We start from the raw sequence: 22900 nt of genomic DNA on the forward strand, positions 1-22900 counted from the left end.
GCGGCTTGTCCGCCACACACACTTATAACGATACGGTTATGTCACCAATCTCCCCTTTACCGGCTGTATGGAGGGGCTGCTTAATCAGGGCATTCAGGTCCAGCGGGATTTTCTGATAGTTACGGCCGCCATCTTCCCGGGCAACTTCTACATTCAGCACAAGTTTCTTATCCGTGACCGGCCTTCCCTGTTCGTCAAATCCGTCCCAGTGTACGTGCAGAGGCTTGTTCTTGCGGGTCGCACCGGCAAAACCGTCAATGAAATCTTCATGTGTACGTCCGATTTTACGCCACCACACTCTTAATTCTGTCAGCCAGCGCTGGCTGTCTCCGCGAATTAATAAGCTTTTAACCAGTTGTGCATCTTCCCCGGTAAGCCATACCGATGCATAGGGGCCATGATAATTACTGACATTAAAACGGGGCAGCGTCACATCGATATCCAGCGCAGTCACACCGGCATCATCCTTCCCCCGCCAGAAGGCAAAGTAACCGTCTGACGTATTCACCCTGCCTTTCTTATCAGTGGTTTTTACCAGCACATCCAGTTTGTCGCTGAGTAAATCCTGCATCTGTGTCGTTGTGGTTATCACCGCCAGTTGAGCGGCCAGAGCCGCATCAAACACATTTTTCGCCACCACATGAGATGTTAAACCGGAGGAAGGCCAGCCATCACTGCTGTCCAGCACGCCGGCTTCCTTTGCACCGGCAACAACTTTTCTCATGACAGTATTTATGACCGAACCGGAAAAGGGTCCGGTATGATCAGCCACAGGTTCACCAAATAGCATACGCTCCTCCGGCGACGTCCCGTAAAAGGACACTGTGTCGTTCACCTGAACGGAAAAGGCAGCGCCGGCACCGGCTCTCTCAGCGAGGTAACCGGAAATCCGGTTAACCATCAGTGCGTCACCGATAATGCCAACGTTCCAGAATGGTCCGTCAGGCATAGCCTGCGGCATGGTAAGTTGTGCCGGCGCAGTTAACGACACTGCCGTAACTCTGGATGCTCTCGCCAGTTTCCGTGCATCCCGCCGTTCCAAAGACTCATTCCCGGCAACATACTGCTCCCAGTAACGGTACAGCGCACCATTACGGCAACTGACTTTCCCTTCTGTCAGTTGAAACCAGGCTTCACATTTCGCGATGCCCTCATACAACCAGGATGGCAATTCATGCGTTCCCCCGCGGGAGAGTTCCGTCAGTAAGCTGCCTTGCGGGTTTGTAGCCTCTGCCGTGTCGTGCACCAGTGCATTCAGCGCTTCCTGCTCAACCTTTGCATAGCCACTTTCCATGATGACCGTGACGTCGTAGCCGGGCTGCTGAATGTGAAAAGATTGCTTTGCCGGCTCAGGTTGAGCTGAACCGGCGGCCTGAACAGTTGCCGCTGTCCAGGTACTCAGAAGGCAGATAATGAAGCGACGTTTCATGGATTACTGACACTCGCAGTTTGCGTTGCCTTGTCGTCATTATCATTGCTTTCTCGTTCAAATACCGGAGCCGGATCGTCGATGGTGATGAAACCATCACCGGTGGTATCATAGCGGCTGAAAGAACGGAAGCCGGACTGCATGTATTCGTTAAACGTCATGTATCCGTTTTCGTCTTTGTCCAGTACACCAAAACGCACGTAAGTCTGTTTTACCTGTCCCTCGTAGGTTTTTTCATACTGCGCATCCAGACGGTCTTCAAACTCCAGCACATATTCCTGCTCAGTCAGTACCTTATCGCCATTCTCGTCAGTACGGGCAAATTGTTCATCTCTGACAGCCTGAAACTCTGCCTTATCGACTTTGCCGTCACCGTTGGTGTCATATAAATCCATGAAGCCTTTGATATTATGTGTGGTCGGCATGCGCAACATGGGGCGCTGCTCAAGCTTTGGCTTGTCATCACTGTCTGCACTGCGGCCTTCGCGTACCGGCTCAGGATCAGAGGCCAGGATCAGTCCGTCTTTATTCTGATCCATGAAGTCAAAGCCCCGACCGCCCACTGCATCCATTTCAGCTTTGGTGATTTGTTTATCGTCATCTTTGTCTATGGCGTTGAAGCGAATATGTGTCTGTTTCACCGACGCTTTTCTGTCAGCCGCCATGCGTGTTTTCATATGACCTTCCCACTCGTAAACATACTCATCTTCTTCGATGGTACCGTTGTGGTTGGTATCCGTTGCGGCAAAACGCTGTCTGCGGGCATCAACAAATTCTTCCAGAGACAGCTTTTCGTTACCATCCAGATCGTAGGTTAAAATAATACCGCTGGCACTGTGAGGAGCGGCGAGTGAGCAGGTGCTGGTAAGCAGGGTCAAAGCTGTAGCAATAATAGAAATACGGGTTTTCATGATGGACTCCTTAAAAAGCTTCTAACGTCAACGTGGTTGTGTAGCTGTAAAGCGGTACCGCTTCGCCTTCCGGTGCAGCTTCTTTCACGCGGACCTGCAGCAAATACAATCCCTGTTTATCCAGGGTGGCCGATGCAACACCTTTTGAGTTGGTCGTTAACTTTTGAAAATCAGCTTCTTCGCTGAACTGATCATTGGCGAAATACACCGTTACCGTCTGCTCAGCCAGCGGTTTACCTTCGTACTGCAGGGTGAATTCAAACCGGTCTCCCGCAAACAAACCATTAGGATGGGTCGCCGGCACGATCTCCAGTCCTTTACCCGTACCGGCTAGTACTTTTTCAGTAGGACCTTTCTTCGTCACGTAAGCAACCGCGCTGGTCACCGACTGAAAGTGCTCTGTCAACACAGCCCCTTCCGGTAAAGGTTCTTCATTTCCTCTCACCGAACCGCGCTCACCATTCAAATCGTAAACGCGAAAAATCGCCCCCAACCGCTTACCGGTGGAAAACTTATAGGTCCCTTCCTGTTCCAGTGTCTGTTCAAGGACATTACGGGTTTTCAGATTCACTACCCTCTCTACCGGTACGACACTGCCATCCGGCTGCTCAACCTCGAAAGGCGCATTACTGATGGCCACTTCGGGCACAAAAAACTGCTCTGCGAATGACGCATCCAGGGTCATCGAGTCACGGCTAACCGGCTCAAAACTAAGCGGTTTCAGGTAAGGAGTGTGGGCGTTCGCTATGGGTGCAAGCAATATCATTGTACTTGCCAGTGCTAAGGATTTTATTTTCATTTTTTAGTACTTAGGTTGTAAAAAGTTTCCCGATCTTATTGCAAATAGGAATTGTTATCAATATCATCCTCAATCAAATCTGAGCGGCGATAGTGTTAAACACCTTTTCTGCGCATCGCATAACTCTCCCCTTTTCGCCACTTAGATCTAAATACTAATTATTTGCACTTTTATTAATATTGCACGGAGCCACTCATGAACTTCAAACGGTCAGCCCTGTTTTTTGCAGTCACGGCGATCTTGTCTGGTAATGTTTTCGCACAAGAAAAAGAACAACTCGCCACAACCAAAGTACAGAGCGAAGACAGTAAAGAAATGACATCCACTGCGGTTACTCTGGATGCTAAAACGCTGGCAGAACAATCTATCACCAATATCGAAGATACCGCCCGCTATGAAGCCGGCGTTCAAATTAATGATTCAGGAAACCGCTTCGGTGATGACGGATTCAATATCCGCGGTCTGGAAGGTGATGCTGTTGCCGTAACCGTAGACGGTATCTCTCAGGGCGAAACACTTAACCCGTCAAGCTTTGCGGCTTACGGCATGTTCGGTTCGAGCCGTGGTCAGGTAGAACTTGAACACGTTAAAACCGTAACAATTTCGAAAGGTCCAAGTGCTGTCGCAAACGGCTCAGGCGCACTGGCCGGGGCAGTAACCTATGTCACTAATGATGCCTCAGATTTTCTGCCTGTGTCCGGCGATGCAACCGGCGGCAGAGTCAAAACCGGTTTCGATTCACGTTCAAACGAATGGTTGATCAACGGCTCTGTTGCAAACCGTACCGGCAATTTTGAAAGCCTGTTGCAATACACCCGTCGTGACGGCAATGAAACGGAAGCCCACAGTAACGGTGCAGGTATTGCCGGACCCGCACGTGGACAGGCCGATCCGATGGATAACACTTCAGATGCCGTGCTGCTGAAGCTGGCCTATAACTTATCTGAAGATGCGCAAATTGGTGTGGTTTACGAAAAAACTGACCGCTCTTCAGATGGCACGCCGTTGTCCCGTGAACCGGCAGAAGGTGAAACTGCCAGCTATTATAATTTCAGCAGTAATGACGAAAATAACCGCGAGCGCGCGGGTATTTTCTATAAACAGGACAATGCCGGTAACCTTTTCTTCGACAGCATTGAAGTGAAAGTGGATTATCAGCAGCTGTACACATCCGGCCTGACCTCTTTTCTTTACTCAAGCCGTGGCGCTGTAGTTCTTCGTCAGGAAGATCGCAGCTTTGAACAGGATTCCACCAGTCTGAATATCGACCTTAAAAAGTCGGTTGAAGGGGATATCAACCATGACTTTGCTTATGGTGTGAATTATCAGTCTGTATCCGTAGAAAACATCATGTATGACCGCCGCTACGATGGTGAAACCACCAGCGACCCGGTACTCGATGGCTATCCTATTCTGGATCAGGGTTTTGTTCCTGCATCAGATAAAAACGTACTGTCTGTGTATGCTGCCGACACCATGGCACTGAACGAAGCAGTAAAACTGTATGTAGGTGCACGCTACGACAAAACAGACTATGAACCGGAATTAAATGACAGTTTTTCCGATCCGCTGGGCCAGAGCGTTTCCGATGCGCAGTTTAATGCTCTAATCGGTGAAGTAGGATTAAGCTATGAATTCGTTCCCGGTCAGGAAATTCAGGCAAAAATCAGTCAGGGCTATAAAGCACCGACGCTGCAGGAACTCTATTTTGGTACTAACTCCGGCGAAGAAATTACGGATACAGTGACCGGCACCGTGTATCAGGACATTGACGAAATATCGAATCCGGACCTGGATGCGGAAAAGTCTGTTAACTATGAAATCAGCTACCTGGCTCAGTTCGAACGAGGCTTTATCAGCCTGAGCGCGTTCAGAACAAACTATACAAACCGCATCCAAAGCGAAACCTTTTCTACCCCTTACGATGCTGAAGTAAATATTGAAACCTGCAGTTACTACACCGGTACCTGTACAAGTGAAGTACTGACAGAAGACGTCTATACCCAGGCACAGAACTCCGGTGAAATAAAAGTAGAAGGGATTGAATTCAGTGCCTTTTATTTATTCACAGACAATATTACCGGTCGCCTGACGTATTCCGCCCTGGACGGTGAATACCTGTCTGAATACACACCGGCCAGCGAAGGTGATTTCGACTTCTACGATAAAGGAGATGATCTTGAGACTCTGGCACCTGACTCTGCGACGGTGAGCCTTGGTTACCTTTCAGACGAGCGCAACTGGGGTATTAAAGCCCACATGGTTTATTCAGCCGGAATGGATGAGTCTGATCAGAAGAGTTTCACCTCGCTGAACAATGGCAGTGGCCCTTTCTTCTACCCGCAAAGCTATACAGTGTTTGACCTCACCGGTTTCTATGCGATAACAGAAAACCTGACACTCACAGCAGCTATCTACAACCTGACAGATAAGGAATTCTACAACTGGGGTGTTGTAGACAATCTTCGCTCAGGTAATGGTGGTTTCTTCTCAGGTGTAAGCGGTACCGGTTACCAGCGGTTCTCTGAACCGGGACGAAGCGCAAGTGCCTATATCACTTACACTTTCTGATAACCAAATTACTCTGATATGACGATAACCGGCCTGCTATGCGGGCCGGCTTCACTTCAAAAAATAATAATTCCCATTATCATATCCCTATCCTGCTTTGAATTATGTTACAAAGCCTGTATTCCCGAATTTGAGTAACACTATGCGATTTTCCTTTGGCAGTGCCCGGCAATGGCACTGGATTTCAGCCGCCATCTGTATGATTGGCATGTTCATGTTCGCCATAACCGGTATCACGCTTAATCACGCGGCGGATATTGAAGTTGCGCCGCAGGTAAGAAATGTTGAGGCGGAATTACCGGATAATGTGCTGTCTGATATCAGTGAGTTGCCTGAAGGCTCTGTCGCCCTGCCCGCTTCATTAAGAAATTGGCTGGCTGACGTTCAGCGCATCACGCCGCCGTCTGATAAGGAAGGAGAATGGGATGGTGTTGAGCTGTATGTTTCCTGGCCCGGTCCCGGTCAGGATCACTGGTTGTCGGTGGATACCGAAATGGGTGAATTAATTTACGAAGGCTCAGATCGCGGCTGGATAGCTTACTTTAACGACTTACATAAAGGCCGGAATACCGGCACAGTGTGGCAATGGTTTATTGATATTTTTTCTGTGGTAGTGATTATTTTCACCGTCACCGGACTGCAATTACTGATAAAACAGGCGCCTCACAAAGCGTCAACCTGGCCGGTAACGGCACTGGGTTTCCTCATCCCTGTTTTCATTATGCTGGTTTTTATTCATTAAGGTATTCTGGTTGTGACCGAGTTTGAACGATTACTGACGGGGCTTTGCATGGTAGCGGCCTATTCCCTCTGGGTTGGCTATCTGTTCTGGAAACACAAAGGGAAGCATTTGCTTAGGCAGCACACTCAGGAAAGCAACATTCTGATTGCCTGGGCAAGCCAGACAGGTACCGCACAGGCACTGGCAAAAGCATATGCTGCAAACCACAGTGAATTTAAACACGGTGTGCTGATGCCATTATCAGCCATCTCACCGGAGCGTCTGAAAGAATTCGAAAGGGCTGTATTTGTAGTAAGTACTTACGGTCATGGTGAGCCGCCCGATAACGGACGTTCATTTTTCAAAGCCCTGAACCGTACCCGCAGGAACGAAACTGATTTATCTCATCTCGAGTATGAAGTCGTCGCGCTGGGAGACAGTAAATATCCGCATTTTTGTGCTTTCGGCGAACATATTGATAAGCGGTTGAATGCATTGGGTGCCAGCCCCGTTGCGCCACTGGTTAAGCTTGATCACAGTAAAGGTGAAGAGACTGCGGAACTGGCACAATACTCATCTGCAAGTGTGGCTGTACTCGCGTATGAGGATTTCACGCTTATCCGCCGGCGACAACTCAACAGTGGTCCCCGTCACCCGCTTTTTGAAATCGATCTTTACGCCGGGCACAATGCTCAGCAATGGCAAGCCGGTGATATTCTTGATGTACTGCCTTTGAATACATCAGAGGAAATCGCCCGCAGCTATACCATCGCCTCTTTAAGCAGCGAAAGTAACATCATTAAATTGATTGTAAGGCTGGCGATAAAAGAGGACGGCAGTCAGGGCCTGGCCTCAGGGTGGCTGACACAGCAGTTGAAAATAAACGACACAGTTAAAGCCAGGTTGCATGTAAACCCCGCCTGCCACCTCACGCTTAACAACAAACCACTACTTCTGATAGCTGCCGGCAGTGGACTGGCAGGTATCCGTGCTCAGTGGATGCAGGCAGCAGAGCAGCAACATACAGCACCGGTCTACGTGTTATTTGGTGAACGCACACGGGAACTTGATGACATTCTGTCAGAAGTTATTCCTGCACAGGTGCTGAACGCAGCCAATGTCACCGTGAAACGGGTATTCTCACGTTGTCCGGACCATCCCATGTATGTGCAACAAGCGCTGCAGCAAAGCGAAGACGCGCTGCGTGATGTGGTAAACAATGATGGCCAGATATACCTCTGCGGCAGCTACGATGGTATGGGTGAAGGCGTACACCACACATTAATCAGGATGCTCGGAGAGGAACAGGTGCAGCAGTTAACCGACAGCCACCGTTATCACAGGGATGTGTATTAAGTCGCTCTGAAATCGCTCAGGAGCGCTGTCATCCTTAAATCATCCTTTACTTTCAAACAATTCATTCTGTGCCTGAAAGCAGGGCATAAAAAAACCGGCTTTCAAAAGCCGGTTTTTTCAATGCATCACCGAAACGGAATTAGCCGTTTACGAATTCAACACCAATTTTGATGTCGCCACGCAGGCCTTCCAGCATGTCGTCTTTCGCTTTTTGTTCGAAAGCGCTCAGCTCGCCGTATGGCAGAATTTCTTCAACGCCGTTAGGACCTAAACGTACAGGGTGTGCGAAGAATGCCGCGTCATCGCTGTCGTCAGTTTGTACATAGGTGTACTCAACAACGTTTTCACCTTGCATTGCAGCAACCAGAGACAGACAGAAACGTGCTGCAGCCTGACCCATAGAAAGCGTCGCAGAACCGCCGCCAGCTTTCGCTTCAACAACCTCAGTACCTGCATTCTGGATGCGTGTAGTCAGGCTTGCTACTTCTTCGTCAGTGAAAGAAACACCTTCAACCTGGCTCAGCAGAGGCAGGATTGTCGTACCGGAGTGACCACCGATTACAGGAACATGTACGCTTGATACGTCCAGACCTTTCAGTTCAGACACGAAAGTCTCAGCACGGATCACGTCCAGAGTAGTAACACCGAACAGCTTGTTCTTGTCGTACACGCCTTTTGCTTTCAGCGTTTCAGCAGCGATAGCAACAGTAGTGTTTACAGGGTTAGTGATAATACCAACACAAGCAGAAGGACAGTTATCAGCAACACCTTCAATCAGGTTCTTAACGATACCGGCATTGATGTTGAACAGGTCAGAACGGTCCATACCAGGCTTACGCGGAACGCCGGCCGGAATAAGAACAACGTCACAACCGGTTAGCGCATCAGCCAGATCATCTTTACCATGACCGGTAACTTTCACCGCGGTGGGGATGTGGCTCAGGTCAACAGCAACACCAGGAACAACTGGCGCAACGTCATATAACGCTAATTCAGAACCTGCTGGCAATTGTGTTTTCAACAACAATGACAGCGCTTGACCAATACCACCGGCAGCACCTAACACGGCTACTTTCATACCATTTCTCCTATGGAATAGTTACTCGTCAAAAAAACGGAGCGTCACAGTAAATCAACGCGTAAAAAAACTCAATCACCCAATGGTCTTATGCATGCATAATGGGTATAAGCCGCAAGATTATGCAATAATTTGAATGGATATGCATAAATATTGCTTAAATGTGATGACTACGGCACAATAATAGCGGTTTGTACCCTTAAACACCAAATACGACAGGAAAATATGGCTAACGTAAAACAAGAAAAGATGATCAAAGCCTTCAAAGAGATCCTGAAAGCAGAAAGCTTCGGGTCTCAGGGTGAAATCGTTGAAGCACTGAAATCACAGGGTTTTGATAACATCAGCCAATCAAAAGTGTCCCGTATGCTGAGTAAATTCGGCGCGGTAAGAACGCGAAATGCCCGCGGTGATATGGTTTACTGTTTACCACCTGAACTTGGCATGCCTACGGCGAAGAGTCCGCTTAAACAGCTCGTGCTCGACATTGTACACAATAATGTGATGGTAATCATAAGAACCAGCCCCGGTGCCGCACAGCTTATCGCAAGATTGCTTGACTCTCTGAGTCAGAAAGACGGCGTGCTGGGTACCATTGCCGGTGATGATACGATTTTTATCGCTCCTGCTGACGTCACCCGAATTGAAGAAATTCGTCAGCGCGTAGAGAACCTGTTCGAAAACGTCTGACACAGTTGTTACTGCACAAAGCACCTTTTCAGGTGCTTTTTTTATTCCTTCAGCATTGTAACCCCTTTGTAAATGGCGCGTCCCTTCGCGACATAAACGCCGGTGAATGAGTAAATTCGTCCCGCTTTTTCGCTAATCTGCCTTCTCATAAAACCGCGTTAACCCTGCCTTAACCCTCCTTGTCGATACACTCTGCTTCAGCAAACTGACGGGAAAGCGCTTAGCGCCGTCAGCTCCGGATTAAACAAGGAATCGCCATGAAGATCGCCACCACCCTCTGTGTTCTCACCAGCCTGCTTACCCTTTCAGCCTGCAGTGACACAACACAAAATCAAAGCTCTGCGCCCCGCGCCACCGCCGTCAGTGCAATTACCATAGCCGCACAAACATTCCCGATTACCCGCACGCTGCAAGGCCGTGTTGTGGCGCAGCAAACCGCACAGGTCAGGCCGCAGGTGGGCGGCGTACTTGAACAGCGTTTGTTCGAAGAAGGCAGTTTTGTAGAAAAAGGACAGTTGCTTTACCAGATTGAAGATTCAACCTATCGCGCCAGCGTGAACGAAGCAAAAGCCGATCTGGTGAGCGCGAAAGCGTCTGTGGAGTCAACCCGGCTGATTGATGAGCGCTACCAGAACCTGTTAAAGATAGAAGGTATTTCCCAACAGGATGCCGATAACGCCCATGCAGACTATCTGGTTGCGCAGGCCTCACTGGCGAAAGCACAGGCAGCGCTGGACTCTGCCAATGTGAATCTTGCTTTCACCCGCATTACTGCCCCCATCAGTGGCCGTACTGGCATTTCTAATGTGACCGAAGGCGCATTGCTCACTCAGGGGCAGGACACGGCGTTAACCACCATCCGCAAGCTCGACCCGATTTATATAGATATGACAGAAACCAGCGAAGGTGTGCTTGAGCGCCGTGCAATGATGCAGCGCGAGGGCGTAACATCCGGCTCCAGTGATGTTATCGCCATGCTGGAAAATAATACTGAATATGATGAAACCGGCTCATTCACTATGCATGAAGTGGCTGTTGATGAAGCCACCGGCTCTATCACCTTACGGGCGACTTTTCCCAATCCGGACGGCATTCTCATGCCCGGCATGTTTATCCGCACCAAAGTCACCATAGCGGTAGACGAAAACGCGATTCTTGTACCCCAGCAAGCCGTGCAGTTTGACAATAAAGGTAATGCTTTCGCCTGGGTCGCTTCAGGGAGTAAAGCGGTGAAAAGATCGCTGACCTTACAGGAAGCCACCGGTAATAAATGGCTGACTGAATACGGCATTAAGGCCGGTGAAAAAGTGATTGTGGAGGGTATCGACGGTTTACAGGACGGCGCAGACATCACCGTTACCGACGTGACGCTGAACGAAGATGGCAGAGTGGCAGCACCTAAAGCGAAAAATCAGGGAGGAAATGAGTAATGTTCGCCCGATTCTTCATAGATAAGCCCGTATTTTCATGGGTTGTCGCCATTATTATTATGCTGGCGGGAACCGCTTCCATACTCTCTTTACCCATTGCCCAATATCCTGATATTGCGCCGCCTACAGTAAGCATCAGTGCCAACTATTCCGGTGCAGACGCCCAGACCGTAGAGAACAGCGTCACACAGGTACTGGAACAACAGCTCACGGGTCTGGATGGTCTACTGTATTTTTCTTCCTCCAGCTCATCTGCGGGAAGCGCCAGTATCTCGCTGACATTTGAGCAGGGAACTGATGCCGATTACGCCCAGGTACAGGTTCAGAATAAAGTGCAACAGGTGAACTCCCGCTTGCCCTCTGCCGTGCAGTCTGAAGGGGTGACGGTAACCAAATCGCAAAGCGATATGCTGCTTATCGCTGCTGTTTACGACGAAACCGACGAGGACTCTGAGTTCGATATCTCGGATTATATCGCCTCAAATATGCAGGACACCATTGCCCGAACTGAAGGTGTGGGTGACATCAACGTGTTCGGTTCCCAGTATGCCATGCGCATATGGCTCGACCCGGCAAAGCTGGCGGCATACGAACTGATGCCCTCAGATATTACCTCCGCCCTGAGCGCCCAGAACGTGCAGGTGCCCGCCGGTAAAATCGGTGACATGCCTTCGCCGGATACGCAAGAGCTGAATGCTACCGTAACGGCTCAGTCCATGCTGCAGAGTGTTTCCGATTTTAAAAACATCATTGTGAAGTCTGACCGTCAGGGCACCGATGTACGGTTATCTCAGGTTGCCCGTGTTGAAATGGGCAGTGAATCATATTCTGCGGTTCCCCGTCTCGACGGTCATCCTGCATCCGGTATTGCCATTATGCTGGCTCCCGGTGCCAATGCGCTGGATACATCAGAACGGGTTAAAGCGGTATTGAGTGATCTGGAAAAGAATTTCCCGGACAACTACAAAATGGCGTTTCCGAAAGACGCAACCCCGTTTATCAAGTTATCGATTCTGGAAGTCGTGGAAACCCTGATCATTGCCATCGTTCTGGTGGTACTGATCATGTGGTTGTTCCTGCAAAACTGGCGGGCTACGATTATCCCTACCATTTCCGTGCCCGTGGTGCTGTTGGGTACATTCGGCATCATGGCCGCGATGGGCTACTCCATCAACACCCTGACCATGTTTGGTCTGGTGCTGTCCATCGGCTTACTGGTAGATGACTCCATCGTAGTAATTGAAAACGTGGAACGGCTGATGTCAGAGGAAAAGATGTCGCCCCGGGATGCCACGATCCTGTCTATGAAAGAGATCACCTCTGCCCTCATCGGTACATCCATTGTGATCTGCGCCGTGTTCCTGCCTATGGCTTTTTTCAGTGGTTCAACTGGCGTTATCTACCGCCAGTTTTCGGTAACCGTAATTTCGTCCATGCTGCTATCGGTGTTTGTGGCGCTAACGCTGACCCCCATGCTGTGTGCATCACTTCTGAAAGATACCGGTGCAAGCCGTCAGACCGGTGGCTTTTTCGGCTGGTTTAACCGCATGTTCGACAAGTTTGCCGACAAATATAACCTGCGTGCGGTATCAGCGATTAAGCGCCCTAAATTCTGGCTGGCTGGTTATGTGGTAATTATTGCCGTAATGGGCCTGCTGATGGTGAAACTCCCCTCCAGCTTTTTGCCAGAGGAAGATCAGGGTGATGTGATGGTGATGTTTAACTTGCCTGCCGGTGCATCGATTACCCGTACCACCGCCATTGCTGATGAAATTCAGACTTATATTCAGGAAGAGGAATCGGATCTGGTTGATCACTTCTTCACAGTTTCCGGTTTTAGCTTTTCCGGCAGCGGCCAGAACGCAGGTATGGGCTTCCTGTCACTAAAAGACTGGGACGAAAGAACCGGCGACGGTGAATCGGCATCAGACATTGCTGGTCGCCTGATGATGAAGATGAGCGAACTCCGCGACGGCAGTGTGATAGCTATGCTGCCGCCGGTGATTCAGGGTCTCGGTCAAAGTAACGGCTTTACCTTCGAGTTACAGGCAGCGGCGGGCACGACCCGTGACGAACTGACAGAAATTAAGAATGCCATCTTACAACAAGCCCGCACTAATCCGCTGCTGAGCGGTGTGCGTGAAGGCACGCTTAGTGAAACCCCGCAACTGGATATCGATATTGATAACGAAAAAGCCGTTGCCATGGGGTTAAGTTTGTCAGATGTGGCCGACACCCTATCTACGGCCTGGGCCGGTTCTTATGTGAACGATTTCCTGGACCGTGGCCGGGTGAAAAAAGTCTACATTGAGGGCGACAGTAACTACAGCGCCAAACCGGAAGATCTACGCCAGTGGCACGTACGCGGTACTGACAGTGACGGCAACACCACCATGACACCATTCAGTGCCTTTTCCAGTGTCTCCTGGTCGCAGATGCCACAAACATTGAGCCGCTTTAACGGTTTGGCTTCCTACGAAATTCAGGGCAGCGCAGCATCGGGCGTCAGTTCAGGCGAGGCGATGGCGGAAATGGAACGCCTTGCCGATGAAGTGGGTAACGGCAAGGTGACCTATGCGTGGTCCGGATTGTCCTATCAGGAAAATCTGTCCGGCGGACAATCTGTTTACTTGTATGCCATTTCTATTCTGGTGGTGTTTCTGGCATTGGCCGCACTTTACGAGAGCTGGTCTATTCCATTCTCGGTGATGCTGGTTATTCCGCTGGGATTAATTGGTGCTGCGCTGGCGGCCACTTTCCGTGGCCTGGAAAACGATGTTTACTTTCAGGTAGCGCTGCTAACCACCATCGGGTTATCGGCTAAAAACGCCATCCTGATTGTCGAGTTTGCCGAAGCAGCGTATGAAAAAGGGCAAAGCGCCGTCGATGCTGCCATTCACGCAGCAGCACAACGTCTGCGCCCGATCATCATGACCTCGCTTACCTTTGTCTTTGGTATTTTCCCGCTGGTTATCGCATCGGGTGCAGGAGCAAACAGCCGGATTTCCATCGGGACAGGCATTCTGGGCGGCACGCTTACCGCAACCTTGCTGGCCATATTCTTCATTCCCATGTTTTTCGTACTGGTAAGAACCGCGTTTCCGGCCAGAAAGCCCGTTTATGACAATGCTGCGGATAAGGAGTAATCAATGCAATCTACACGTCATTCCAGCAAGTTAACTCTGTGCGCTTTAGTTGTCGCACTGTCGCTGAGCGGCTGTGCAACCCTGACGCCGGACTATGAGCGCCCTGCCTCACCGGTACCCTCTGAATGGCCGGCAGGCGAGGCTTACACAGATACAACGAAGGTTGATCAAACTTCGATGCAGGACGCTAACACCAAAGAAGACAACGCCATTTTGCAGCTTCCCTGGCAGTCGTTCATTACCGACGACAGAATGCAGAAAGTGATTCAGACCGCACTGGATAACAACCGGGATTTACGACAAACCCTTGCAGATGTAGAGGCAGCAAGAGCCACCTACCGCATTCAGCGGGCTGAATTGTTTCCTACAGTGAATGCGGGTGTAACCGGTACGCGGGCGAAATCGTCAGACGGCTCCGTAAGCACCAGTTATGAAGCTGATGCCGGCCTAAGCGGATACGAAATTGATTTGTTCGGCAAGAATCAGAGCGCAACCGAAGCTGATAAGCAAAGCTGGCTTTATTCTGTGGAGACAGCCAGAGCGGCAAAGATCACGCTGATTGCCGAAACCGCCAATGCCTGGCTGACGCTGGCGTCGGATCAGAGCTTGCTGAAACTGGCAGAAGAAACCGCAGAAAACGCGCAGAAAGCCATGGAGATCACCCGCCGCCGCAATGAGCTTGGCGTCGACTCAAAAGTGGATGTGCTGGATGCGCAAACCACCTATCACACCGCAATGGCAGATATTGCCAGCTACACTACGCAGGTGGCGCAGGACATCAATGCGCTCATGTTGCTCGCAGGCAGTGGCGTAGACAAGCAATGGTTACCTGATGGTCTGCCGGAAAACGATGATTTCATCAGTGTGATCCCGGCAGGGCTGACGTCCGACATTTTACTTAACAGACCGGATATACTTGCCGCGGAGCATAACCTTAAATCAGCCAATGCAGATATTGGTGCCGCCAGAGCAAACTACTTCCCGTCTGTGACGCTAACTGCTACCGGCGGGCTGGCCAGTAATGTACTGGCCGACATTTTTACCGGTGGCGCGTCCACTATCTGGAGCCTTATCCCTTCAGTGTCGGTGCCTATTTTCACCGGTGGCGCCAACGATGCGCAGCTTGATTATGCGAAAGCAAATCGGGATAAAATGGTTGCCGCTTATGAGTACAGCATCCAAACCGCATTTTCTGACGTGGCAGATGCGCTGGCAAGACGGGGCACCATTGCCCGTCAGCTTGGGGCGCAGCAGGATTTAGTCGATGTAGCTTCAGACAGTTACCGCCTGTCACTGGCCCGCTATGAAAATGGTGTGAACAGTTTTCAGGATGCCCTCACCTCACAACGAACCCTGTACAGTGCGCAGCAGTCGCTGATTTCTACACAGTTAATTGACTTGAGCAACCGCATAACCCTTTACCGGGTGATGGGTGGAGGTCTGGGTGGCGTTGATGATGGCGATGCAGAAACTGCCGGTGAGTAAATGCTGAGGTAGTTTTTCTACAAGCATAAAAAAACCGCCGTAGAAAACGGCGGTTTATATGCTTTGTTTCTGAGTTAAGAAGCTCTGCTTCCTGTCGTCAGATTAGAAGTTGTAGTTAACACCTACACGGATTTCCCACAGTGATGCGTCACCAACGCGACGCTCAGGATTCTCAGTTCCAACGACAATTGTGTTGTAGTTAGTTTGTTCAAGAATACCCCAGTCGTCGTTAAGCATGTTGGTAAAGTTATCGATTACCAGGGAGACCTGTGCTGTATGCTCAGGCAGGAATGCAGGTATGTCCTGTCTTACCGCAAGGTCAACCTTTGTCCACCAACTGCTCTCTTCACCATTGCGCTCAGCGCCCATTGGTAATACATTGTTACTGTCAAGATACGGCGTGAAACCAAATACGCCATTTGATGCATCCTGAGATAGAGTAAAGCTGTAGGGTCTGCCAGATTGTGCCAGCGCAAAGGCAGAGAAAGTTGTATTAAGTCCGTCGAAGAACTCTTTAACGTACACCAGGTTCATTGTAAATCGGTGTTTGATGTTCCAGTCTGAAGTTGAAGACACTTCCTCATTAGGGTTAGTGAATGCACGATACTGGAAGTTAGAGAACGCCACGGAGCTGGTCATAGGTTGCACGTCTTCCGCGTCACTGTAGTTATACCCGCCAGTAATGCTGATTCCGTTATCCCAGGATTTGTTAACCGTCGCAGTTAACGAGTAAGAGGTAGAGCTTTCGCTTGAGTTTGTCAGCTCGAGCGACCCATAACCCGTTCTGTCATAATCCACGTAACCCTCTTCGGTTAGACCTACTGCCTCAATACCTTTATATTTAATCATCGCCTGGTCCTGAGTAATACTTACCAGTAAATCCAGGTTAATGATGTAGTCATCTTCAGTGATGTGGGTCATACCCGCAGACAATTTCCACTCGCTTGGCATTTCGAAATCAGGGTCGAGATTGTTACTTTCAAAGTTAGAACCTTCGCCTGCATCCATGAGTGCATCAAGGTCGGAAGGAATGGAATAGCCAGGGCCTTCAGGCGCACCGTCCTCGGTATTTACCCAGGTAACGCCGGTAAACAGATTTTCATAGAAACCTTCAACCTCACCACCGGTTACGTTGGTGTTCTGGTAATTGTTGGTCATCCACACATTTGGGTTACCGCCTGAGAACAAACCTACACCACCACGCAGCTCGGTGCTGTCGCTTAAGGTATAATTAAGGCCAATGCGCGGCTGAAGTAAGCTGATACCGTCCAGGGTAGCAGTGTTGCTGTAACCATAAGACTCTGTGAATTCGGCATTCTCAACCGGACGGTCTGAAGTGGTATACCAATCATAACGAAGCCCTGCTACAACCCGCAGGTCATCTGTCAGATAAAACTCATCCTGTGCATACGTAGAATGGGCTGTATAACCCCAATCCGCGGCACGGTCATTCAGGTTTCCGGAATATGCGTAGCCGTATTCGATTTCGGCATTTGAGCCTGTTGAGAAATCTTCGATACTTTCAAACTGAATTGATGTTTCAGCATGCTGTACGAACAGGTTATAGATTTCCAGTTTGTCGTTCTCGTAACCGAAGGTCAGCGTGTGTCCGTTGTCGAAATAGTAGTGACCGCGGAACATCATGCTTGTGCCGGTCCAGTCAAGATCGTTAGCATGACGGCTATCATCAGAACCAAGATATACTGTCAGATCATCAGAATCGTCGTCAGGATCATTGGCAAGATCGATCTTGATTTCACCAAAATCAGCGCCACCGGCAACAGGGGACGCATACATAGAGCGCTGCAGATTATCCAGTTTAGAGCGGGACAGTCTGATCTCGGTTGAGAATTTGTCAGTCCAATCTGAGTAAAGTACACCGATGAAGGATTCTAATTCAGCGCCGCGCTCATATAAGTGACTGGAGAATTCAAACTCATTCACGTCACCGTCTGATTCGGCATAGTTATTTCCATCATTATAGTTATAGGTAAAAGCAAAACGGTGGGCATCGTTAATGTTCCAGTCCAGCTTAACCAGTAACTTCTCGTCTTCATTTGGCATACTCAGTGGCACGGTACCGGCATCAAACCCGTACATTTCCTGAGAAATCGCCTGAATCTGAGCAACTTGCTCCTGAGTAATGTTCACTTCGTTCACTGCGCCTGAGCCCAGAGCACCACGATCAAACGTATTAGCACCTTCCAGTTTTTCATAAGCAGCAAAGATAAATAATTTATCTTTAATCAGTGGTGCGCCAACAGTGAAGCCGTAACGTTTCTCTGTATAAGAACCCAGGTTAACATCATCACCTTGTAATGAATCACCTTTAAGGCTGTCACTACCGTAGTCGTAAAATGCACTACCATGAACTTCATTAGTACCTGTTTTACTTACCGCGCTGATATTACAGGCAGAGAAACCACCGTAGATAACATCAAACGGAGCAATCTCAACAGATACACCTTCGATAGCATCGTAAGAGAAAGGCATTCTCTCAGTTGGGTAGCCATTTGAATTCAGACCAAACAGGTCGTTCATTCGTACACCGTCAACTGTCAGACTGTTGAATCGCGGGTTTTTACCCACACACTGAATACCGTTGCTGCCACCTTCGTCAACATAGATACGCGGATCAATACGCACGATATCGGTGATATCACGGTTAATGGCCGGTGCCTGTTGCATCGTTTCCAGACCAAAACTTACTGCAGGGCCAGTTTGACCGAACGCAAGACTACCTACCTGCGAAGCTGTTACAACGATGTTTTCTACATCGTCAGCAACTGGCTCAAGAACACGTTGAATACTTGCCTCTTCCCCAAGTTCAAGATACACATCATTGATGGTCTGATCGGCATACTGGTCAGAGTCTATTTCTATCGTATAAGGACCACCAACACGTAAACCACGTAAATTGAACAAACCACCGTTATTAACTGTCACAGTTTTAACGGCCCCGGTTGGAACGTGTGTTACTTTAATAACGGTACCTACTGCCGGACTACCATTTGGTCCCAAAATCTGACCGCCCAGGTCGGATGATGTAACCTGTGCCATCGCCGCCGTAGACAGACCTACAGACATTGCTACCGCTAACGCAACGCGATTAAGCTTAGACTTATTAAACATGTGTGTTTTCCCTATCGTTGTTTTTAAACTTATTACAGATGCCCAGTTTTTCTTATTGTCAGGTAATCTGTAATTGTTGCTACTTTAACCAATTTTGCGAAACCATGATGTCAGATCTATGACATGAAATGGTTAAATTTATCTTATTCAAGCATATCAATTTATTATAAAATTTTTATTTATATAACTTAATTATTTGTCTCGATTCTAACGTAAAAAAAGGGCCTGCTATCGCAGCAGGCCCTTTTAAATTCGTCGTGTTAAGTAAGACTTAAACACATTCAAAAATGAGCATTAAAAGGTGTAACGTACACCAATTTTAATACGCCATGTAGATTCATCAGTTTCGAAAGTATCCCAGTTTTGACCTGAGTCGCCGTCGTATGCACGGGAATACTGATAACGATTATCATCAGAAAGACCACCTAAATCGAATAGATCGATTGAAGAATAGCTAGCCTGGTAGACCTTACCCCAGTCGTCATTCAGCAGGTTAGCAAAGTTCTCGATGCTCATGTAAACCATGCCTTTATGGTCTTCGTGGAATCCGGGTACTTCCTGAGAAACGAACAAATCCATAGAGGTGATCCACGGTTGCTTACCGATGTTCTTAGGTACAACAGAACCGGCATAGCCTTCCAGACCAGCGTTGGCAACTACTTCCATGATTTCATCGTAGCTCATGCCGCCTTCATAATCCATCAGAGCATCATCAGGACCATTAGGGATATAAACCAGGTAATCACCACCATCCAGTGCACTTTGGTCACCAAAATCGCCATCGTTATACAGACCTAAAGTAGGTGTGAAACGACGACCTGAACGGCGCTCCCAGTACAGGTTAAATGTTGTGTTATAACCAGAGAAGAACTCCGTGGTGTAACCTAAGTTAAACACGAAACGATGTGGAACTTCATAATAAGCTGTATCTACGATTGGCTCGTTACGGTTTAGCGTGGTTTTGTATACGTAGCTAGAGTGTGCTGTAGTAGAAGTCTGCGCAGCCGCTTCAGTAATATCCTGATGGGTGTATGACAAGCTCATTGAAACACCATTGTCCCATTGCTTGTTCAATGCAGAAGTAAATACGATATTACGGCCGCCATCATCAGAGTTGGTAGTCAGCATGTCGTAATTGTCTTCACGGTCTGTCCCTTCATAACGGGTTCCGTAGATGATGCGACCATCAGCCAGCGTAGTTTCCGGTACACGAGCCATTTCAATCCAGTAAACTGAGTCCGACTTATCGATGTAAGTGATCTCATTAGACCATGCAAAATTATCGCCCACTTTCGGAATGTCGAAACGATAGTCTACTGCCAACTGATAACGCCAGTCAGAAGGCAAATTGAAATCGGGATCGATAGACACTGTATTACCTGATCCAGGAGATACAGAATCCTGCAGGAACTGAGGCACTGAATCAAACGCAACGTTGGCTGGATCAATATCACTGCCAGAGTAGTATACGTTAGACATAGTTACACCATCGTTGGTGTACGCATTGGAAATCCAGACCAGTGGCATACCACCTGAATAACGACCCACGCCACCGCGGATAGTTACATCGTCAGTAAGATCCCAGTTGAAGCCCACACGAGGCAACAGCATAGAGGTACCATCGAGGTTTTCAGTGTTAGCAAAACCATAAGTTTCCAGATAGTTTTCGTTCAACTGCGGCGAATCACCAACGGTCAAGTACTCATAACGTAAACCAGCTGTCACTTCAAAGTCTTCAAAAAGCTCGAAGTTAGCTTCGCCATACACTGAATAGAGCTTGCTACTTACATCATAAGCAAGGTCGCTAGTGTCATTGCTATAGGCATTCCAGTAAGTCACTTCGTCTGGTAGACGCTGTTCGAAATCTTCCAGCGATTCGAACTGCCACGTACCCGCTGAGTTTCTGGCGTACAGGTTATAATTCCAGGTGTCTTCCATTTCAACACCGAAGTTATACTCTACATCGCCAGCCAAATAAGTGCCATGCAGCCCAAAGTTCCAAACTTCGTTGGCCAGTTCGTTGCGGTGACGGTTCTCGTCCTGCCCGGCGACAATGGTGCCTGTACCAGTGCGAACGTTAATTTCACCCCACGGTGAATTAGTTTTAGAAGCCTGTGAAAACTCCTTATAGGAGATAGTTGCTTCAGTAGAAAACGAGCTGCTCCAGTCAGAATAGACGTGACCGGTATAAATGGTGGTTTCAGACGCCTGAGTCCACGCATTTGAATTCATATTCAGGGTTGAACGGCTGTTGGTGTAGTTACGGGCAGACGTTGTATCCTGATAGTTATAAGTAAAGTCAGCACGGTGATCAGAGTTGATGTTCCAGTCTAACTTTATCAATGTTTTCTTGTCGTTGTCTGGTGCCGGACTACCGCCTTTAGTATCAGTCAGACCGTACACTGAGCTCAGCGCTGAAATAAACTGGTCAACCTGGTCATTTGTTACATTATGACCTTCCAGCGTATCCAGGTTGTAGTCGAAAGGAATTTCTTCCTCCCATTCTTCATACGAAGCAAAGAAAAATAATTTATCTTCAACGATGGCACCGCCCAGTGAAGCACCGAAGGTTTCTTCTTCGTTTTCAACATCGAATTCTTCACCAGTACGGTCATTTTTCGCAGTACCAGCCCATGGAACCTTCTCGTAGAAAGCTGTACCGTGGAATTCATTAGTACCGGATTTAGTAACGATGTTAACGTTACCGCCGGTAAATTTACCAGCACGGGCATTAAATGGAGCTGTATCAACAGAAATCTGGCTTACTGCATCAAGGGAAACGGGAGAACGTTGTGAAGGATAGCCATTGTCGTTCAGACCAAAAGTATCATTCAAACCCACACCATCAATAGTTATTGAGTTTGATTTAGGATGCTGACCAGCAATGCTCATCTGGCCGCCTGTCGGGCTAACTACTGCCAGAGGGTTAAGACGTACAACATCTTTCAAGTCACGGTTAAACGTAGGTGTATTATTGATTGTATCTTCACCGAAGGTAGAGCTTGAACCATTGTTAGCAAAAAAGTCGCGAGAACCGGTTACAGTAATACGCTCTACACTGCTTGGGTCTTCCAGAGAACGATCAAATACAAGGGTATCGTTCAGTTCGAGATAGACATCTTCAACAGCTGTGCTCTGAAATTTATCTGACTCTATATAAATAGTGTACGGGCCACCGACACGAAGACCACGTGCAGAGAATGCACCTTCTTCGTTCACTGTAAACTCTTTCACAGTACCTGAAGGCATGTGGATGATAGTTATCTTACTACCGGCAGCAGGATTACCCTGGGGACCGGAGATAACACCGCGCATAGCGGCGGACTGACCATTCGCTGCAACAGCTGTCGTTGCAACACCTACAGAAAGTGCAACAGCCAACGCTATACGACTTAGCTTAGACTTGTTAAACATGTGTGTTTCCCTATCTTTTTTAAAAATTCTTTGAACGTTGGTTTTTTATTTTTGTCCAACCAATCAAGATATTTACTCTTTCGCATGATTCTGAATGGCAATAATCAGAGAAATGTGACAGTTCATGACACTTTTGCATTCAATTTCAAGCACATCACGATTTAGTGCGAACTTTACCGGTGACTTAACCCGGCAAAATCACTCACCCTCAAGTATTAGAATCCAGTCTTGTTTTCGCAGGTAACCCGCCACTTCCATCTGATATAACGGAAAGAAGCCAGCCAACAATCGCTTGTTGGCTGGTGAGTTTTCTGGCGCCAGGTGACCGCAAATTTGACCACTGTGGCTGCAACGCCCGTATTTTTTCTTTTTTTTACGGATTCGTTTTTGTGATTCTGACCGGGGAATAGCCATGCACTTTGGAGATTTGGCTTTCCCCTGGTCATAATCGACAAACGGTAGCAACATCAAAACAGAGAAAATGACGCTACCGGCATTAACTGGAAACGGCTGCAATTCTTCGTGAGTTTTATGTCAGCTTTATGACAGCAATAGTAAATGAGTAACACTTAAGATGCTGAGCATACTGTTTTTTTTATTGTTATCCGGAACAAATGGTCCGGAAAATTTACGCAAAAACTTCAGAACGTGCAGCTTATCGCCAGCCCGACTATTCAACGCAGATTTTTTTCAGATAAACACCGCTTATTGGAATTCAGCTTCATTGATTTAAAACCC

The 22900-nt window shown here is 48.4% G+C and carries 14 protein-coding genes; 7 read left to right on the forward strand and 7 right to left on the reverse strand.

Annotated features, from left to right (window positions below; all coding sequences use genetic code 11):
- Nucleotides 1-22 precede the first annotated feature (22 nt).
- From AC4PME_RS11225 to AC4PME_RS11235, 3 genes are read right to left on the reverse strand one after another with little or no spacing between them, the layout of a single operon-like run.
- Nucleotides 23-1429, reverse strand: a complete 1407-nt coding sequence (locus AC4PME_RS11225) for a DUF2271 domain-containing protein (RefSeq protein WP_491046018.1) — start codon at nucleotides 1427-1429, stop codon at nucleotides 23-25.
- The gene (locus AC4PME_RS11230) at nucleotides 1426-2340 is read right to left on the reverse strand and encodes a calcium-binding protein (protein ID WP_491046017.1); all 915 of its coding nucleotides are present in this window, start codon (nucleotides 2338-2340) and stop codon (nucleotides 1426-1428) included. The genes AC4PME_RS11225 and AC4PME_RS11230 overlap by 4 nt, the downstream gene beginning before the upstream one ends.
- A 10-nt stretch (nucleotides 2341-2350) precedes the next feature.
- Nucleotides 2351-3139, reverse strand: coding sequence for a DUF4198 domain-containing protein (locus tag AC4PME_RS11235; RefSeq protein ID WP_491046016.1), 789 nt, complete (start codon nucleotides 3137-3139; stop codon nucleotides 2351-2353).
- Between the two features lie 195 nt (nucleotides 3140-3334).
- Here AC4PME_RS11235 and AC4PME_RS11240 point away from each other — a divergent pair, with 195 nt between their 5' ends.
- The 3 genes from AC4PME_RS11240 to AC4PME_RS11250 all read left to right on the forward strand — a co-directional run bounded on the left by AC4PME_RS11240 (nucleotide 3335) and on the right by AC4PME_RS11250 (nucleotide 7787).
- A complete protein-coding gene (locus AC4PME_RS11240) occupies nucleotides 3335-5710 on the forward strand; it encodes a TonB-dependent hemoglobin/transferrin/lactoferrin family receptor (protein WP_491046015.1) in 2376 nt (791 codons plus the stop codon).
- A gap of 142 nt (nucleotides 5711-5852) precedes the next feature.
- Entirely contained in the window at nucleotides 5853-6452 is a 600-nt protein-coding gene (locus AC4PME_RS11245) for a PepSY-associated TM helix domain-containing protein (protein ID WP_491046014.1), read from the forward strand.
- 12 nt (nucleotides 6453-6464) lie between these two features.
- On the forward strand, nucleotides 6465-7787 hold the full coding sequence (locus tag AC4PME_RS11250; RefSeq protein ID WP_491046013.1) for an NADPH cytochrome P450 oxidoreductase family protein: 1323 nt from the start codon (nucleotides 6465-6467) through the stop codon (nucleotides 7785-7787).
- Between the two features lie 139 nt (nucleotides 7788-7926).
- Here the strand turns inward: AC4PME_RS11250 and mdh are convergent, their stop codons facing one another.
- Nucleotides 7927-8865 carry a malate dehydrogenase gene (gene mdh, locus AC4PME_RS11255; protein WP_119502582.1) on the reverse strand — a complete coding sequence of 313 codons (939 nt, stop codon included), beginning with the start codon at nucleotides 8863-8865 and terminating at the stop codon, nucleotides 7927-7929.
- A 225-nt stretch (nucleotides 8866-9090) separates the two neighbouring features.
- Here mdh and argR point away from each other — a divergent pair, with 225 nt between their 5' ends.
- From argR to AC4PME_RS11275, 4 genes are all read left to right on the forward strand, one after another.
- Entirely contained in the window at nucleotides 9091-9555 is a 465-nt protein-coding gene (argR, locus tag AC4PME_RS11260) for a transcriptional regulator ArgR (protein WP_119502583.1), read from the forward strand.
- Between the two features lie 257 nt (nucleotides 9556-9812).
- Complete coding sequence (locus AC4PME_RS11265; RefSeq protein WP_491046012.1) at nucleotides 9813-10985, forward strand: efflux RND transporter periplasmic adaptor subunit; 1173 nt, start codon at nucleotides 9813-9815, stop codon at nucleotides 10983-10985.
- Nucleotides 10985-14131 carry an efflux RND transporter permease subunit gene (locus AC4PME_RS11270; RefSeq protein ID WP_119502585.1) on the forward strand — a complete coding sequence of 1049 codons (3147 nt, stop codon included), beginning with the start codon at nucleotides 10985-10987 and terminating at the stop codon, nucleotides 14129-14131. Before AC4PME_RS11265 ends, AC4PME_RS11270 begins: the two co-directional genes overlap by 1 nt.
- 3 nt (nucleotides 14132-14134) lie before the next feature.
- Complete coding sequence (locus AC4PME_RS11275) at nucleotides 14135-15616, forward strand: efflux transporter outer membrane subunit (RefSeq protein WP_119502586.1); 1482 nt, start codon at nucleotides 14135-14137, stop codon at nucleotides 15614-15616.
- Between the two features lie 102 nt (nucleotides 15617-15718).
- On the opposite strand, the gene AC4PME_RS11280 is transcribed toward AC4PME_RS11275, so the two are convergent.
- The 3 genes from AC4PME_RS11280 to AC4PME_RS11290 all read right to left on the reverse strand — a co-directional run bounded on the left by AC4PME_RS11280 (nucleotide 15719) and on the right by AC4PME_RS11290 (nucleotide 22678).
- On the reverse strand, nucleotides 15719-18748 hold the full coding sequence (locus tag AC4PME_RS11280) for a TonB-dependent receptor (protein ID WP_491046011.1): 3030 nt from the start codon (nucleotides 18746-18748) through the stop codon (nucleotides 15719-15721).
- A gap of 294 nt (nucleotides 18749-19042) precedes the next feature.
- A complete protein-coding gene (locus AC4PME_RS11285; RefSeq protein WP_491046010.1) occupies nucleotides 19043-22162 on the reverse strand; it encodes a TonB-dependent receptor in 3120 nt (1039 codons plus the stop codon).
- Between the two features lie 198 nt (nucleotides 22163-22360).
- Nucleotides 22361-22678: a hypothetical protein gene (locus AC4PME_RS11290; protein ID WP_491046009.1), complete on the reverse strand. Its 318-nt coding sequence runs from the start codon at nucleotides 22676-22678 to the stop codon at nucleotides 22361-22363.
- Nucleotides 22679-22900: the final 222 nt, after the last annotated feature.

Source organism: Alteromonas sp. (genome assembly GCF_984505615.1).